The organism is Providencia sp. PROV141, assembly GCF_028481645.1.
Classification (GTDB): domain Bacteria; phylum Pseudomonadota; class Gammaproteobacteria; order Enterobacterales; family Enterobacteriaceae; genus Providencia; species Providencia rettgeri.
The window spans coordinates 52751-69742 of sequence record NZ_JAMPPR010000005.1 but is presented as its reverse complement, the minus strand read 5'-3'; the positions used below and the strand labels follow the sequence as shown (position 1 = coordinate 69742).

At 41.9% G+C, this 16992-nt stretch carries 15 protein-coding genes; 7 read left to right on the top strand and 8 right to left on the bottom strand.

Translation table 11 applies throughout. The features are described from left to right. Positions 1-24: 24 nt before the first annotated feature. The 5 genes from leuS to PSF09_RS03945 all read right to left on the bottom strand — a co-directional run bounded on the left by leuS (position 25) and on the right by PSF09_RS03945 (position 6111). Positions 25-2607: a leucine--tRNA ligase gene (gene leuS, locus PSF09_RS03965; RefSeq protein ID WP_272683516.1), complete on the bottom strand. Its 2583-nt coding sequence runs from the start codon at positions 2605-2607 to the stop codon at positions 25-27. A 350-nt stretch (positions 2608-2957) separates the two neighbouring features. Then, positions 2958-3683 carry an amino acid ABC transporter ATP-binding protein gene (locus PSF09_RS03960; RefSeq protein WP_004257041.1) on the bottom strand — a complete coding sequence of 242 codons (726 nt, stop codon included), beginning with the start codon at positions 3681-3683 and terminating at the stop codon, positions 2958-2960. After that, positions 3680-4357: a glutamate/aspartate ABC transporter permease GltK gene (gltK, locus tag PSF09_RS03955; RefSeq protein ID WP_036958176.1), complete on the bottom strand. Its 678-nt coding sequence runs from the start codon at positions 4355-4357 to the stop codon at positions 3680-3682. The genes PSF09_RS03960 and gltK overlap by 4 nt, the downstream gene beginning before the upstream one ends. Before the next feature lie 4 nt (positions 4358-4361). Continuing rightward, a complete protein-coding gene (locus tag PSF09_RS03950; protein ID WP_109913204.1) occupies positions 4362-5102 on the bottom strand; it encodes an amino acid ABC transporter permease in 741 nt (246 codons plus the stop codon). A gap of 115 nt (positions 5103-5217) precedes the next feature. After that, on the bottom strand, positions 5218-6111 hold the full coding sequence (locus PSF09_RS03945) for an amino acid ABC transporter substrate-binding protein (protein WP_004908948.1): 894 nt from the start codon (positions 6109-6111) through the stop codon (positions 5218-5220). 581 nt (positions 6112-6692) lie between these two features. On the opposite strand from PSF09_RS03945, the gene PSF09_RS03940 reads away from it, so the two are divergent. From PSF09_RS03940 to PSF09_RS03920, 5 genes are all read left to right on the top strand, one after another. Beyond that, positions 6693-7103, top strand: coding sequence for a metal resistance protein (locus tag PSF09_RS03940; protein ID WP_272683522.1), 411 nt, complete (start codon positions 6693-6695; stop codon positions 7101-7103). A 48-nt stretch (positions 7104-7151) separates the two neighbouring features. Next, positions 7152-9224: a protein-disulfide reductase DsbD family protein gene (locus PSF09_RS03935; protein WP_272683515.1), complete on the top strand. Its 2073-nt coding sequence runs from the start codon at positions 7152-7154 to the stop codon at positions 9222-9224. After that, positions 9221-9952 carry a DsbA family protein gene (locus tag PSF09_RS03930; protein WP_004908958.1) on the top strand — a complete coding sequence of 244 codons (732 nt, stop codon included), beginning with the start codon at positions 9221-9223 and terminating at the stop codon, positions 9950-9952. The genes PSF09_RS03935 and PSF09_RS03930 overlap by 4 nt, the downstream gene beginning before the upstream one ends. A gap of 341 nt (positions 9953-10293) precedes the next feature. Then, a complete protein-coding gene (locus PSF09_RS03925) occupies positions 10294-10794 on the top strand; it encodes a protein disulfide oxidoreductase (protein ID WP_272666437.1) in 501 nt (166 codons plus the stop codon). A 110-nt stretch (positions 10795-10904) separates the two neighbouring features. Continuing rightward, the gene (locus PSF09_RS03920) at positions 10905-11432 is read left to right on the top strand and encodes a protein K (protein WP_272666438.1); all 528 of its coding nucleotides are present in this window, start codon (positions 10905-10907) and stop codon (positions 11430-11432) included. Between the two features lie 48 nt (positions 11433-11480). On the opposite strand, the gene PSF09_RS03915 is transcribed toward PSF09_RS03920, so the two are convergent. Further along, complete coding sequence (locus tag PSF09_RS03915) at positions 11481-12194, bottom strand: NUDIX hydrolase (protein ID WP_272666439.1); 714 nt, start codon at positions 12192-12194, stop codon at positions 11481-11483. A gap of 150 nt (positions 12195-12344) precedes the next feature. Here PSF09_RS03915 and PSF09_RS03910 point away from each other — a divergent pair, with 150 nt between their 5' ends. Beyond that, positions 12345-13358: an SPFH domain-containing protein gene (locus tag PSF09_RS03910; RefSeq protein WP_272666440.1), complete on the top strand. Its 1014-nt coding sequence runs from the start codon at positions 12345-12347 to the stop codon at positions 13356-13358. 4 nt (positions 13359-13362) lie between these two features. Then, on the top strand, positions 13363-14286 hold the full coding sequence (locus PSF09_RS03905; protein ID WP_272666441.1) for a sugar kinase: 924 nt from the start codon (positions 13363-13365) through the stop codon (positions 14284-14286). Positions 14287-14333: 47 nt separating this feature from the next. Here PSF09_RS03905 and lnt read toward each other — a convergent pair whose 3' ends face one another. After that, the gene (lnt, locus tag PSF09_RS03900; RefSeq protein WP_272666442.1) at positions 14334-15863 is read right to left on the bottom strand and encodes an apolipoprotein N-acyltransferase; all 1530 of its coding nucleotides are present in this window, start codon (positions 15861-15863) and stop codon (positions 14334-14336) included. Beyond that, complete coding sequence (corC, locus tag PSF09_RS03895) at positions 15863-16747, bottom strand: CNNM family magnesium/cobalt transport protein CorC (protein ID WP_004908986.1); 885 nt, start codon at positions 16745-16747, stop codon at positions 15863-15865. Before corC ends, lnt begins: the two co-directional genes overlap by 1 nt. Positions 16748-16992 lie beyond the last annotated feature (245 nt).

The following is a 16992-nucleotide window of genomic DNA, read 5'->3' as shown; positions in this document are numbered from 1 at the left end:
TCCTTATCTGCCAATAACCTAATATTAACCTACAACAAGGTTAAGCAATTTGCCTGGAACATAGATTACTTTGCGGATGCCAACACCTTCAAGGTATTTCGCTACGCTCGGTTCATTTTTTGCCATGTCTAAGACAAATTCTTGGTTTGCATCAGCCGGAACGGTAATGCGACCACGAACCTTGCCATTAACTTGAACGACGACCAGTTTGGTATCGTCAATCATGGCTTTTTCATCAGCAATAGGCCACTGTGCGAAATCGATGTCTGTTTGGTGACCGAGCGCTTTCCACATTTCAAAGCAAGCATGTGGAATGATTGGAGATAGCATCAGTGTGATTGCTTCGAGAGACTCTTGCACTAATGCACGGTCTTGCTCGGTTTCCTGTGGTGCACGAACTAATTTGTTCAAGAACTCCATGATAGCGGCAATCGCGGTGTTAAATGCATAACGGCGACTGAAATCATCGGAGACTTTCGCGATTGTTTTGTGCAGGTCACGACGTAAGTCTTTTTGTTCAGGTGTTAATGTGCTGATATCTAAAGGTGAAGTTGCACCTTTTTGTGAATGCTCATGCACTAAACGCCAAACGCGACGCACGAAGCGGTTAGCACCTTCAACGCTGGATTCTTGCCACTCAAGGGTTAACTCTGGTGGAGCAGCGAACATCATAAACAGACGAACGGTATCCGCACCATATTTTTCGACCATTAATTGAGGATCAATACCGTTGTTTTTCGATTTAGACATTTTGCTCATACCGGTATACACCAGTTCATGGCCTTCATTGTCTACCGCTTTAGTTATACGGTTTTTGTCGTCACGTTCAACAATGGCATCGGCTGGGGACACCCAAACACGTTGGCCATCGCTACCTGTGTAGTAGAATGCATCAGCCAGCACCATGCCTTGGCACAGCAGGCGTTTTGCTGGTTCATCGGAGTTGACTAACCCTGCATCACGCATCAATTTATGGAAGAAGCGGAAATACATTAAGTGCATGATGGCGTGTTCGATCCCACCAATATATTGGTCAACCGGTAACCAGTAGTTTGCTGCCTCAGGGTCTAACATGCCGTCGTCATATTGCGGGCAGGTATAACGTGCATAGTACCAAGAAGATTCCATAAAGGTATCGAAGGTATCGGTTTCACGTAATGCAGGTTGACCATTAATAGTCATTTTGGCCCATTCAGGATCTGCTTTAATCGGGCTTGTAATACCGTTCATTACGACATCTTCTGGCAAAATGACAGGTAACTGATCTTCAGGAACCGGAACCACAGTGCCATCTTCCAATGTTGCCATTGGGATTGGGGCACCCCAGTAACGTTGACGTGAAACACCCCAGTCACGTAAGCGGTAGTTTACTTTGCGTTGACCAGCACCCAGCGCAACGAGTTTATCTGAAATAGCATTGAAACCTGCTTGGTGGTCTAATCCACTGAATTCACCTGAGTTAATCAGTGCATTTTTCTCAGTCATCGCTTCTTGGGATAAATCAGGCTCGTTGCCATCAGCATCAGCAATAACCGCTTTGATAGGTAAGTTGTATTTGTGGGCGAATTCCCAGTCACGTTGGTCATGAGCAGGAACGGCCATAACTGCACCAGTACCGTATTCCATTAAAACAAAGTTAGCGACCCAAATTGGCAGTTTTTCTTGGGTTAATGGATGGATAACGAATAAGCCGGTTGCCATACCTTTTTTATCCATGGTGGCCATATCCGCTTCCGCAGTTTTGGTGTTACGGCACTCATCGATAAATTGGGCTAATTCAGGGTTATTTGTCGCGGCTTCTTTAGCCAGAGGGTGACCTGCTGCAACAGCCACATAAGTTGCCCCCATAAAGGTATCAGGGCGAGTGGTATAAACCGTTAAGGTTTCATCGCGGTCTGCAACATTGAATGTGATCTCAGTCCCTTCGGAGCGGCCGATCCAGTTACGTTGCATGGTTTTGACTTGCTCTGGCCAGTCATCTAATTTGTCGAGGTCGTTGAGCAGCTCTTCTGCGTAGTCGGTAATTTTAATAAACCACTGTGGGATTTCTTTGCGTTCAACCGGGGTGTCACAACGCCAGCAGCAACCATCAACCACTTGTTCATTCGCCAAAACGGTTAAGTCGTGAGGGCACCAGTTTACCGCAGAAGTTTTTTTGTACACTAAACCTTTTTCATACAGTTTAGTAAAGAACCATTGTTCCCAACGGTAATATTCAGGAGTACAAGTGGTAACTTCACGATCCCAATCGTAACCGAAGCCGAGCATTTTCAGCTGGTTTTTCATGTAATCGATATTAGCGTAAGTCCATGGCGCAGGCGCAGTATTATTTTTAACTGCAGCACCTTCAGCTGGCAGGCCAAACGCATCCCAACCAATTGGTTGAAGAACGTTTTTCCCCAACAAACGTTGGTAACGAGAGATAACGTCACCCATGGTGTAGTTACGTACGTGGCCCATGTGTAGTCGACCAGAAGGGTAAGGTAGCATGGACAGGCAATAGTATTTTTCTTTGCTGTTGTCTTCTGTCACTTTGAAAGTTGCTTTTTCATCCCAGTGACGCTGTACTTTAGGCTCTATATCTTCTGGACGATATTGTTCTTGCATGGCACCGATAATCCTATGGTGAATAAAGGCTACATCTGTAGCGTGAATGTCTTTCTTAATTGAGATCCGCATAGCATAGCGGATCTAGACCGAAAACAACAATAGTTGATTAGCTGAACCTAATAGGGGGAAGCTGGATATTGTTTTTCGGGGAACGGATCAGGATATTTAACGCTGATAACCAAACAACTTAACTAAAAAACCAGTGAAATGGTAGTGGTTTCGTGAACTATTTCAAATTCAGCAAGTTGTTGTTGATTTATTCGCTTAGGCAATACTTATAGTGCAACAATATTGACCTGCATGAATGAGTGTTAAGGCTAGGGAGCCTAGTGGCTCCCTGAGAAAGATTAATGGAGAATTTTTGCGAGGAAATCTTTTGCACGATCAGATTGTGGGTTAGCGAAAAAGTCTTCTTTTTTACTGTCTTCAACAATCTTGCCTTCATCCATAAAAATAACGCGATTAGCCACTTTTTTGGCGAAGCCCATTTCATGGGTAACCACCATCATGGTCATGCCTTCATTGGCTAATTCAACCATAACATCAAGGACTTCATTGATCATTTCTGGGTCTAGTGCTGAAGTGGGTTCATCAAATAACATTGCTATTGGGTCCATACACAGCGCTCGAGCGATAGCGACACGTTGCTGCTGCCCCCCTGAAAGCTGAGCTGGGAATTTATTGGCATGGCTGGATAAACCCACGCGTTCCAATAATTTCAAACCTTTTGCTTCAGCTTCTTTTTTATCGCGGTTTAATACTTTAACTTGCGCCAATGTCAGATTTTCAATAATCGACAAATGAGGAAATAGCTCGAAGTGTTGGAATACCATCCCAACTTTAGAGCGAAGTTTTGCAAGGTCAGTTTTTTTGTTATTAACTTGAATATCATTCACAAAAATCTCACCCTGTTGAATTGGTTCTAAACCATTCACTGTTTTTATTAATGTGGATTTACCAGAACCAGATGGCCCGCACACAACCACAACTTCACCTTTTTTAACTTCAGTTGTGCAGTCTGTAAGCACCTGAAATTGGCCATACCATTTGGATACATTTTTCAGGGTTATCATGAAACAGTCCTTTTCTTAAGATAATTCACTAACATAGAAGCGCCAAAACTGACAATAAAGTACACCAGACCCGCAAACAGTACCATCTCTACTTGTGTCCCATCACGCTCACCAATATTGGTGGCAGTACGGAAAAAGTCTGTCAAACTGAGTACATACACGAGGGATGAGTCCTGGAACAGAACAATTCCTTGAGTTAACAACAGTGGCACCATGGCTTTAAAGGCTTGCGGTAATACTACGAGCCGCATGGTTTGCATATTTGTCATTCCCAAAGCTAACGCTGCAGAGGCTTGTCCTCGTGAAATACTTTGAATACCCGCGCGAATAATTTCAGAATAATAAGCGGCTTCAAAAAGAGAGAAGGCTATCATTGCAGAAATTAAACGAATATCATTTTTTGGTGATAAGCCTAGAACATTTTGTAATAAGCTAGGAACGATTAAGTAGAACCACAGCAAAACCATAACCAACGGAATAGAACGGAATGTATTCACATACAGAGCCGCAAACCAGCTGATTGGCTTGAATGTGGATAACCGCATCACGGCCAAAACCGTTCCCCACAAAATTCCTACCACTATCGCGGTCAGTGTAATTTTCGCAGTGACAATGAAGCCATCGATTAAAAAGGGCATACTCGGAGCAATTGAGCTCCAATCAAATTCATACATCATTTTATCGCCCTCCAATGGTGCCTGGTAAGCGAACTTTGCGCTCTAATAACGTCATCAGAATCATGATAATGACGTTAATACCGACATAAGCTAATGTAATTGCGGTAAAGGATTCCCATGCGTGAGCAGAATAGTCCAATAGCTTTCCTGCTTGTGCCGCCATATCGACTAAGCCAATGGTTGACGCAATGGCTGAGTTTTTAACCAAGTTCAACATTTCTGAGGTCATTGGTGGCAAAATGACCCGATAGGCATTGGGTAATAGAACGTAGCGATAGGTTTGTGGCAAAGTGAGCCCCATTGCGAGTGCGGCACTTTTTTGCCCTCTAGGCAGTGACTGAATGGCTGCACGTACTTGCTCAGTCATTCGTGCTGCGGTAAATAACCCAAGGCAAAGCATTGAGGAAATAAAGAATTGGTAGTTAGGATCCAATTCCATTTTAAACCAATCCCCGATTGAACGAGGAAGAAGTTCTGGAATAACTAAATACCAAGTAAAAAATTGTACGATAAGCGGTACGTTACGGAATAACTCTACGTAAGCGGTGCCTAAAAAAGCTAAAAAACGGTTAGGTACAGTACGTAAAATACCGAAAAATGAACCAACTAGGAATGCGATGATCCAGGCGCAAATAGAAAGTGTTACGGTGACTTCGAGGCCAGATATTAACCACCCTAAGTAGGTGGTATTCCCAAATGGGGCTTCCTGAAGGAAAATCCCCCAATTCCAATTAATAGACATAATATTGACTTCCTGTGGGCAATGAAATTCCCGAATACTGTCGTAAAAGAGGATGCAAGGCGGGGAACGACCGCCTTGCAATTCTTACTTCAGTAATACCCTGTTTGTCTTTTTATTAGTTTAATGCTTTATCATTTGGTTCTTTAAATAAGGCTTTCATTTCATCGGACAACGTAAATTTCAGGTTCAGATTTTTCGGAGGAATAGGTTGGTTGAACCAGCGATCAAAGGATTTTTCAGCGACACCTGATGTTTGTGCATTCGCAATGGTTTCATCGATAAGCGCTTTAAATTGAGGGTCATCTTTACGTAACATACAGCCATAAGCTTCTTCGGTTTGCGGCTTGCCAACGATTTCCCAGATATCCGGTTTCTTCGCTTTTGCACGCTCACCTGCTAGCAACGCATCGTCCATCATAAAGGCAACAGCACGACCTGATTCTAAGGTACGGAACGAATCACCATGGTCTTTCGCGCTGATAATGCGCATTTTCATATTTTTTTCATCATTTAACTGATTCAATAGAATTTCAGACGTTGTACCTGAGGTCACGACGACATTTTTACCGGCTAAGTCAGCAAAGTCTTTCACACCAGAGTCACCTTTGGTGAGTAAGCGCGTCCCAACCACAAAGATTGTGTTAGAGAAAGCGGCTTGTTTTTGTCTTTCTACGTTATTAGTTGTTGAACCACATTCAAAATCAAATGTGCCATTTTGCAGGAGTGGAATACGGTTTTGTGATGTGATTGGAATGAGTTTGACTTGCAGATCAGGCATGTTTAATTTTTTCTTCACTGCATCAACAATGGCATTTGAATAATCCTGTGAGTAACCAACCACTTTCTGGCTATTATCATAGTAAGAGAAAGGTACGGAAGATTCACGATGACCAACAACTATTACACCGTTGTCTTTGATTTTTTTCAGAGTGCCGTTTAACTCTTCTGCTTGAACTGCGCAGGTTGCACCTAAAATCATCATCGATAATACAAGTTTACTTATACGCATAGTTACAACTCCTTTAGAACATCGGTGTAAACCCGTTGTAATTTTAAGGTGCTATCGCCAGATAACGCCTGAATTACTGTGGTTTCGTAGTGTTGTGTTTGCAAATATTTCGCAGATTTAGACAATCCCGCGATTATCCGCTATATGTTTTATTGTTGTTAAAAAGTAATTAAATTTGTTAATTAATGAAAACGAATTGTTTCAATTTCGGGAGCTGTCTCGCATATTATTTGGGTAATTTTTGAATTACCGCACTAACATGGTGATTTGCCATCTAAAATTGTCTTAAACTGATAATCACGCACTATTAAGGTGCAAGCTATCTTCGTTTCATGCCATATATTAGATAAAGCAATTTGCGTGCCTAGTTTTGGTAGAACTGCATTTTTGTTTACTGAAAAAGAGAGTGATATTTGTAAAGTTAGCTGATGGCACTTGTACGGAATGTTTTGCTGTGTAAGATGTAACCTCTATTTAACTTATAGATGGGGTAACGGTATTAGTCAAAGATTGGTTTTTATCGTTATGGTTATCAAAGTCGCATAATTAGTGTTATTTCAGGAAGTTATACCAAGATGCGCATGAACAGGCATTTAAAATTAGGTAAAGGATTAGTGATATTCGCCTGTCTGATGGTATTGGTTTGTATGAATCAACGTGCCGTCGGAGAGCTTCTGTTCGCCAATTTTTTTGTGCCAGATGTATTAGCGCAAGCACAAATTAATACAGGTACTCACGTTTCTTATATCGATCAATCACAGGTAAAACAAAGTGATAGCAGCGGTACACATCTTTCCAGCTGTGAACTGAGTGCTAAGTCATTAATGACTTTGCTACCTGCTGTTCTTGAACCATTCTTCTTCATGTTTCTTTCTTTGGCTGCGCTAACTTTATTTTGTACTAATCTATTTATATCTAGAGCAAATAATGAAGAGAAGCATGCCCCTCCAAGAGTCAGACGACACTTACAATTTTGTAATCTTCGGAATTAGCACACAACGGATAGGGACTCGTTTGTGTAATTTATTCAGGAGGAAACAATGCGTTTTTTAATTAATTCATTTTTTATATTTTTTGCACTATTTTCGAGCAGTTTACACGCTGCGGATACGGGGTGGTTGCAACCTGCGAATACGGGGTGGATGAACGATAACACTCCACGGCATGCGCAGGTCAGGTTATTAAGTTCGGCACAGGAAAATGGCAAAATTGACATTTTGCTCGACGTAAAACTTGATGACGGGTGGAAAACCTATTGGCGTTCGCCGGGTGAAGGCGGAGTTGCACCTGAAATTGTATGGTCATCTCCTGTTGAATCAACCGATTGGCAATGGCCAACACCTGGTCGCTTTGATGTCGCGGGTGTTTCAACTCAAGGCTATATGGGAGATATTGTTTTCCCCATTACAGTCACAAGTAATGAAAAGCTCGATCAACTAGCAGGAACACTCACGTTATCAACCTGCAGTAATGTGTGTATTTTAACCGATTACCCGTTTGAGCTCGATTTAACAGAACCCGCTCCTGCCGACTTTACTTGGGCATTTAACCAAGCTAAAGGGGCAGTTCCACCATCAAGTGGTTTAGTGGAGCAAACTAAAGTTGGTTTTGCTAATGATAAGCTAATCATTGAATTACAAAAAAGCACAGGAAGCGCTTGGGAACAACCGAATATTTTCACTGATGTGGTTGAAGGCGCTGCATTAGGCGTGCCTGTAATAGAGACAACAGGCAATCATTTAACAGCAACAATAGATGTTGGTGATGATTGGGGAGGCGAGTCTCCCGATTTAACCGGTAAAACAGTTTCTTTTGTGGTTGCAGATGGCGATATTTCCCAGCAAATTAGCCATCAAGTGAGTGCATTTAGCGGCACGATAGCATCAAAAGTGAGTAATGCTTCGTTATGGCAGGTGATGCTATTTGCACTTTTGGGGGGCTTAATCCTTAATCTAATGCCATGCGTTTTACCTGTGTTAGCGATGAAACTTGGCTCTGTATTGATGGTGCCTCATGGTGAGCAAAATACTATTCGTCGTCAGTTTTTATTGTCATCTCTCGGTATTTTAGTTTCCTTTTGGTTACTGGCGCTATTGATGACGTTATTACGAGTCGGTCAACAAGCTGTCGGTTGGGGTATTCAGTTCCAAAACCCGTGGTTTATTGGTTTTATGGTATTGGTAACAGCGCTATTTACTGCAAATTTATTTGGCTTATTTGAAATTAACTTAGGTAGCAAGGCCAATACACGCTTGGCGACAGCTGGGGGGCATGGTAGCAGCGGTCATTTTTGGCAAGGGGTATTCGCGACATTACTGGCAACTCCTTGCTCTGCACCATTTTTGGGCACAGCCGTAGCATTTGCACTGGCTGCACCAATGGAAGAGTTGTGGTTGATCTTTACTGCATTGGGTGTCGGTATGAGTTTACCGTGGCTACTGATCGCTGCTTTTCCGGTTATCTCTCGCTTACTACCAAAGCCAGGTATGTGGATGCTGAAACTGCGTGCCGTACTAGGGTTAATGATGCTGGTATCCAGCTTATGGTTAATTAGCTTATTAATACCGCATTTTGGTGTGCCTACTTCGACGGCGATTGCTGTCATTTTCTTAGTATTATTAGTTGTTTTTATCGCGATAAAGCGTGGTGTAAGGGCGGCCATTTTGCCATTCATATTATTTGCCGCTTTTGCTGGTGGGTTTGTTTGGATGACGCAAGAGCAGCATTCCGGCAGCCGTTCGTTCGTTAAAGATACCGTGAATTGGCAACCACTAACTGAACAAGCGATCGCGGCTGCGCTGGCGGATAACAAGCGCGTCTTCATTGATGTTACCGCGGAATGGTGCGTGACGTGTAAGGCAAATAAATACAATGTACTACTAAGAGATGATATCCAACAGCTACTTAGTGAACCTGATGTTGTTGCTTTACGTGGTGATTGGACCAAACCTTCACCTGAAATTACGGCATTTTTACAAAAACGTGGGCAGGTCGCTGTTCCATTTAATCAAATTTATGGCCCTAACTTGGCCGAAGGCGAAGTACTGTCAACAATACTTGACCGTGAATCGCTAATATCCGTTATGAATCAGGCCAAAGGAGCCACAAAATGAAAAAAACAATCTTAGCCGTTTTATTTTCGTCGCTAATGATGGGGTCAGTAGCACAAGCGGCACCTTTAAGTGCAGACCAAGAAGCGCAAGTACGTAAATTAGTACGTGATACTTTGATTGAAAACCCAGAAATTCTAGAAGAAGCGATTGTTGCCCTGCAGGCTAAACAAGGGGAAAGACAACAAGCCCAAATGAAAGAAACGTTAAAAGCGGAGCACGATGCTTTGTTTAATGACCCAACCAGCCCGCGAATTGGTAAAAAAGATGCCAAGTTAGTTTTGGTTAATTTTACTGATTTTAACTGCCCATTCTGTAAGCGTTTCGACCCACAACTGATGGATCTTGTGAAGAAATACCCTGATGATGTGGCTGTGGTAATTAAATATTTACCATTTAAAGGCCAAACTTCAATGGATTCAGCTCAGTTAACCATGACACTGTGGCAAGAAGACCCGAAAGCATTTGAAGCTCTACACCACAAATTTATGCAAAAACAAGGCATGCTATCAGATGCCAATATCAAAGATGCGCTTAAAGCGACAGGAAACGATAAACTGAAAGCCAGTGATAAGAGCCGTGATGGCATTCGTACCAATATGATGCTGGCAGAGAAACTGGGTGTGAATGGTACGCCAGCAACATTGGTAGGTGATGAGTTGATCCCAGGTGCTATTGATGCACAGCAGTTTGAGGCTGTAGTGAAGGAGCAGCTCGCTAAGCTCAAATAATCCTCGTCATACTTCGCGCTGTGGCGTTGTTGGCTGCTCTCGACTACGTGGGTCACATACTTGTGTATGCTCCCCACGATAGTCTCGTTTGCCGCCTAGCCACAACGCGAATTATTTAGAGGATAAAGATTAAATAATCCAAACTCTAGAATTAGAGGATAAAGATTAAACAATCCAAATTCTAAAATTAGAGGATAAAGATTAAACAATCCAAAACTCTAGAATTAGAGGATAGGAAAACAAATATTTAATTAAATGCTAAAGCATTCATTTTAAGTGGATGTTTTGGTTTCTTACATCTTTGATTTGTACTATTTGATAACAAATAGGTAAGTAACTATATGAATAAAATAAAAAAGTGGTCTAAAGAAATTATTGTTTTGGCAATTATTTTATTTATTGCTTTTACAGTGATGGATTTATGGCGCAAGCCACAAACCCTTGCGCCTGTATTATTGGAACAACACACTCTAGCCAACGGTGAGACGGTTTCATTGGCAGAGTTAAGTAAAGATAAGCCGATATTGGTTTATTTCTGGGCGACGTGGTGTGGGGTCTGTAATTTGACTTCGCCAATGGTATCAGAATTAAGCCAATCAGGTATGCCAATTATTTCAGTAGCGATACGTTCAGGTGAAACATCTCGCTTAATCAAAGGGATGGAAAACAAAGAGCTAACCTTTCCTGTGATCAACGATATAAGTGGGCAACTTTCCAATTCGGTTGGAGTCAGTGCAACACCCACATTTATGGTGATTGATAACGGTGAATTAGTCAGCTTTACTTCAGGTTGGACGAGTTCTTACGGTCTAAAAATGCGGATGTGGTTGGCATCTTTTTAGTTTTTTATCATCCCCTTTAGGCTAAAAAAGGGGATTTTTCTGCCTATAAGTTTAATTTATCATTATGGTAAACTCATTCGGCTATATAAATAATAAAATAGGTGAATGGGATGGCTATGTTTAAAAAAGTGGTTGGATTATTTTTAGGTGTGGTATTAATCGCGGGATGTTCCCCTGAGGTGGAAGAGAAAACAGCACCGGAACAACCGTCAGGAACGATCGGAAATTCACAAATAGAACAGCGTTATGATGAAATAAAAGCTAATTCAACAGAAGACAAAATTAATGCCTTTAATGCAAAAGGCGATGATGACCCAACGATGTTACGGGGCATTTTTCTGTCTGACATGGCTAAATCACTACCTATGCTGATTGATGATGTGACGCTATTGACTGAAGTCACCGCGAAAAATGGCATGTTATTTTACCAATACACCATCAAAGGGATCCCTGATAACGTATTGGAAGGCGATAGCTGGCAGCAAAATATGCGTGAAATTTTGAATCGCAACTACTGCGGTAAAAATGCAGGTATGGATATTTTACATGAAATGTTCCCTGAAGGGATTACGCATAATTACCATAAGTCTAATAAACTCATTTTTACTTATATTGTAACCCCTGCGATTTGCCAATAGCATTCATTGCAATGCCTGATAATACTGATTTATCAGGCAGTTCAACAATTAAAATTCCAAATTACGAATAAAACGGTAATCCGCTGATTGTGGTTTTAAGCGATATAAATTAGCCGGGCGACCGCGCTCATGGCGTTTTTCTCCAGTATCAACCAACAAATCCGCTTGTTCAAGTCGGCGCCTAAACGATTTATTTTGCAGGGGCTTACCAATCAGAACTTCATGGACATGTTGAAGTTCAGCTAAGGTAAAAACTTCAGGTAATGCAAAGCCTGGAACTATCGAATAGAGAGATTTTTGCTTGAGACGTTCTCTCGCTTGTTGATAGAGTTTGAAATGGTCGAATGCAAGAGAAAGCTGATCTATCTCATCAATAGAGACCCACCTGACAGAATCTACTGTATCAATATGGGCTTCACAGGCTTGGTAAGCAATGAGAGCCGTATAACAAACAGTGACAGACCAACCGCGTGGATCACGTTGGTGGTTTCCAACTGTACAAAGTTGCTCAATATAAGGGGGGATCACGCCTGTTTTTTCTTTTAGTTTACGTAAAATAGTCTCTTCTAAGGTTTGGTCATGTTGTTCATCAATAAATCCTCCCGGTAAGCCCCATTTCCCTTTTTCGGGGAAATTAGCTCGTTCAACCAGTAATACCTTCAACGTGTTTTCATGGTAAGCAAACAAAACGGCATCGACAGTCAGTAAAGGCGATAAATAATCTTTTCTGTCATAGCTAGCAAGAAATTCTTTTTCATTCATATTGTTACCACTCAAATCAAAGATGAAGTTTAGGGGTAAATCATACAGATAAAAATAGTTATTGTCATTAAGACATTTAGCCCTTGACTTGTTTGTGTCTATAAGACAATAATTATTTAAGGTCTTAAAGACATTAACAAGGAATACACTATGTTTAACTTTAAATATTTCAAAGCAGACTCATCAACTTTTGTTATTCAATCAGTGAATGGAAAAGTGCGTAAACAAGGTAAAGGGCTCAGTTTTTGGTATAACTCGGACAAAACCTCCATTGCGGCGCTTCCATTGAATGCACAAGAAGCCCCCTTTATTTTTAATTTACAAACTTCTGATTTCCAAAGTTTACGTATTCAGGGACAAATTTCTTTTCAGGTGGTCGCCGCCGAAAAAACGGCGGATGTTTTAAACTTTAACTTAACTAAAGATGGAAAAAGTTATGCATCTGAAGATCCACTTAAACTGAGCGACAGGGTAGTGCGTGCAGCTCAAACAATTATCCAAGCTAAGGTACAAACTACTTCATTACGAGATGCATTATTGATTAGCCAATCATTGGTGACGTTAGTCAGCAAGCAACTTGCAGAACAAGCTGCAATAGAGTCATTAGGCATCGCTATTTTAGATGTTTCCATTGCGGCAATTGCACCTTCACCTGAAACCCTCAAAGCATTAGAAGCACAAGCGAGAGAATCCATTTTGAAAGAAGCGGATGATGCTATTTATGCCAGACGAAAGTTTTCTGTCGAACAAGAAAGGACGATTAAAGAAGCTGAGCTAGAAACGGACTTATCTGTGCAGGCCAAAGAGCAGCAAATTGAAGAAGCTCGCCTTGATAATGAGCGTAAGTTGTTACGTGAACGTGCAGAGATTAAGCAAGAAGAATTAACAGCACAGGTGAGTGCGGAAGCAAAACGTAATGAGCTGGTGGCACTTAGCGTGGAAAACCAACGGATCCAATCTGATGCAGATGCCTATGCGATTGAATCTAAAATGAAAGCTTATAGCCAATTACCAGTGGAGAACTTAAAAGCGCTTGCGTTAGCGAAAATGGGACCAGAGCAATTGATGGCAATGGCATTTGAATCATTAGCACAAAATGCAGGAAAAATTGGCGAGTTAAATATTTCCCCTGACTTATTTGGCCAGTTAATGAAAAAGGGGTGAAATAATGAATAAGATTGATGATGCTCGATTCATTCTCGTGATACGTAAAACTCGCTTACAGGAGCTCATTGAACGCTTCAATACATGGCCTCAGGCAAAATTTTATTTGGAACATAATCATGTGGAAGTCGATGATTACCTGAATGAACATGATTTATATCAGCGGCAATTAGTCCAAGCTGAATCAATTTTGAAGTCTTTAGGCCGATTTCAATTATTGGAAAGAAAATTATTACCAAGCTACCAATTTTCTAAGCAGGACATTATCGTTGTGATTGGGCAGGATGGCTTAGTGGCTAATACGTTAAAGTATTTAAAAGGTCAGCCCGTTATTGCGATTAACCCAGATCCTGCAAGGTGGGATGGAAAATTACTGCCATTTGAAATTAGTCAATTACAGGAGGTGGTAACGAAAACATTGAAAGGTCAGGCTGAGCAAAAATCAGTGACTTTTGCGCAGGCAACAACCAATGACGGGCAATCACTACTGGCGGTGAACGATTTATTTATTGGCCCGAAAAGCCACACATCGGCACGTTATTTATTGAACTGGAATGGAGAACAAGAGTTTCAGTCTTCTTCGGGGATCATTATATCGACAGGGTTAGGTTCAACGGGGTGGTTTCAATCTATCTTAGCAGGAGCGCAAGCCATTACAGGGGCAACGTCACATCCGCTTTCTAATGGATTCGGCTGGGGAGAAAGCAAACTACAGTTTAGTGTTAGGGAGCCATTTTTAAGTAAAACGACAGGAACCAGATGGGTATTTGGCACGATAGAGCCGAGTAACCCGTTAGCGGTTGAGTCATTAATGCCTGATAACGGCGTTATTTTTTCCGATGGTATTGAAGATGATTTCTTACAATTCAATGCAGGTTGTATTGTGACAGTGAAAATTGCAGATGTACGAGGGTTATTAGTTGCTTAGTCAATTTCCCCACCTCATTTATAGCTCTCGAGGTGGGGTTAACATCGTTACTTTTGACGTCTATTCATAGCAAAACCGAGAATACCAAATATAACGACCACTCCCCACATCGGATAATTACTCCAACGTGCGTAAGGAGTCAGCCCTGTTGTTGGGGTGACTTCGGTGGCAAGCGCCGCTGTTTTAAATTGTGGCAGCATATCTTGAATAGAGCCATCTGCACTGATCACTGCGGTGATACCATTATTGGTTGAGCGCAACAGTGGGCGACCTAACTCCAAGGAACGCATCCGTGCCATTTGGAAGTGTTGCCAAGGGCCTATAGATTTTCCAAACCACGCATCATTTGAAACAGTAAGTAAGTAGTCGCTATCAGGTTTAAAGTTATCTCTGACCTGTGTACCTAAAATAATTTCATAGCAAATAGCAGCAGTGAGATGAATATTACCAACTGCTAATTGCATTTGCTCATAATCGCCACGGCTAAAACCTGACATAGGCAAATTAAAGAACGGTGCGATAGGGCGCAGTAAATCTTCTAAAGGTACATATTCACCAAATGGCACTAAATGGTGTTTGTTATAGCGGTTTTTAGATGGATATAAATACGGTTTTTTATCTCCTAATACAATGATTGTATTATAAAAAGTGTATTCACCATCCATCGGGCGCGCATCCACAATACCCGTAATTAACTGAGTGTTCGACTCTGCCAGTAATTGGTCGAGAGATTTAAGCCATGCTTGGTTGTCGAGCTCAACGGAAGGTACTGCTGATTCAGGCCAAATAATCAAAGACGCTTTACCGATATAAGGGCGAGAGAGCTCCATATAGGTGTCTTTGGTTTGTTGTAAAAAGCTGGCTTCCCACTTCATTGATTGGGGAATATTGCCTTGAACCAGTGCGACTTCCATTTTCTTACCTTCAAGGGGGGTAAACCATTGTACATTTTTGGCAATTAATGGCGCAAAAATTAAGGCAGCAGCAACAGCGAGCGCGATAAAGCTGCGGCGTAGGATAGCGAGTACTAGCAGACCACTGATGCTAAATAATAGCAACGTAATCATTTCCACCCCAAATATAGGCGCGAATGCTTTCATCGGCCCATCAATTTGGCTATAACCAAATTGCAGCCATGGAAAACCAGTGAGAACCCAACCACGTAAAAACTCAGTAACCTGCCACAGCGCCGGGGCAAAAAAGACTAAACGCCAAATATTGGCATATGGGGCAAATTTGGCCATCAATGCGCCAAAAAGCCCGGTATAAAGAGAAAGGTATGCCGCTAAAAGAATAACAATAAATACGTTAACAGGGCCTGGCATGCCGCCAAAATCTGCAATGCTGACGTAAACCCAGTTAACGCCACTACCGAATAAGCCAAATCCCCAAGCAAAGCCGATAGCAAAAGATTGCTTGACCGTGCGCTGCAAGGTCAGTAATTGGAGGAAAAGGATAGAAAGTAGTGCGGCAGGCCAGATGTCAAAAGGCGAAAAAGCCAGCGTTCCACTGGCTCCGAAAATTAAAGCCAGCAGTAACCGCAACCGCTGACTTTGATAAATAGACGTTGAGTTCATTAAGTCTTTTCTTCTTCCAAAGTTGGAACTGGCGCGTCGTCTGGGATTTTTACGTGAAGCAGAAGGATCCGGCGACTATCTGCCATCGCAACTTTAAACTGATAGTTGTCTATGGTTATAGTTTCACCACGAGAAGGCAGATGACCAAAGGCTTGCATAACGAGGCCACCGACCGTATCAACTTCTTCATCACTAAAATGAGTCCCAAAGGCTTCATTGAAATCTTCAATCTGCGTAAGGGCGCGGACAGAATAAGAATGGCGGCTAAGCTGGCGAACATCAACATCGTCTTGGTCGTCATACTCGTCTTCGATTTCGCCTACGATGAGCTCTAAAATATCTTCAATGGTCACTAGACCAGAAACACCACCAAACTCATCAATAACGATAGCCATATGATAGCGTTGAGAGCGGAATTCTTTGAGTAGTCTGTCTACTCGTTTACTTTCAGGCACAACAACCGCTTGGCGTAATACCTTATCGATACTAAAAGGTTCTGCGTCGGTACGCATAAATGGCAGTAAATCTTTTGCCATCAATAACCCTTCGATATGGTCTTTGTCTTCACTAATAACAGGGAAGCGTGAGTGAGCAGAGTCAATAATGACATCAAGGCACTCATCAAGCGTTTGATTACGTTTTAAGGTAACAATTTGGGAACGCGGGATCATAATGTCGCGCACGCGTTGATCCGCGATATCCATTACCCCTTCAAGCATTTCGCGAGTATCAGGGTCAATCAAATCGTTTTGTTCAGAGTCGCGGATTAATTCGACCAAATCATCACGATTTTTAGGTTCACCATGGAATAGGTGATTTAACAGTGCAAAGAACCCTTTCTTAGGACCAGGGTTATCGCTACTCGAAGAGTTATCGTCGCTCATGGCGGTTAATTTTTTTTTCCTCAAAAAATACTCGTCATACATCGAACCGCAGCGTTGTTGGCTGCACTCGGCTACTCGAATCACATACTTATGTATGCTCATCGAGATATCCTCGCTGGCCGCCTAGCTGCAATTCGAATTATTTAGAGTATTCACTCGTCGTATTATCGAACCGCAGCGTTGTTGGCTGCACTTGGTACAAAAAGTAGCCCAAGTCAAAGTATTTGGAGATTAGGTTAGTTAAT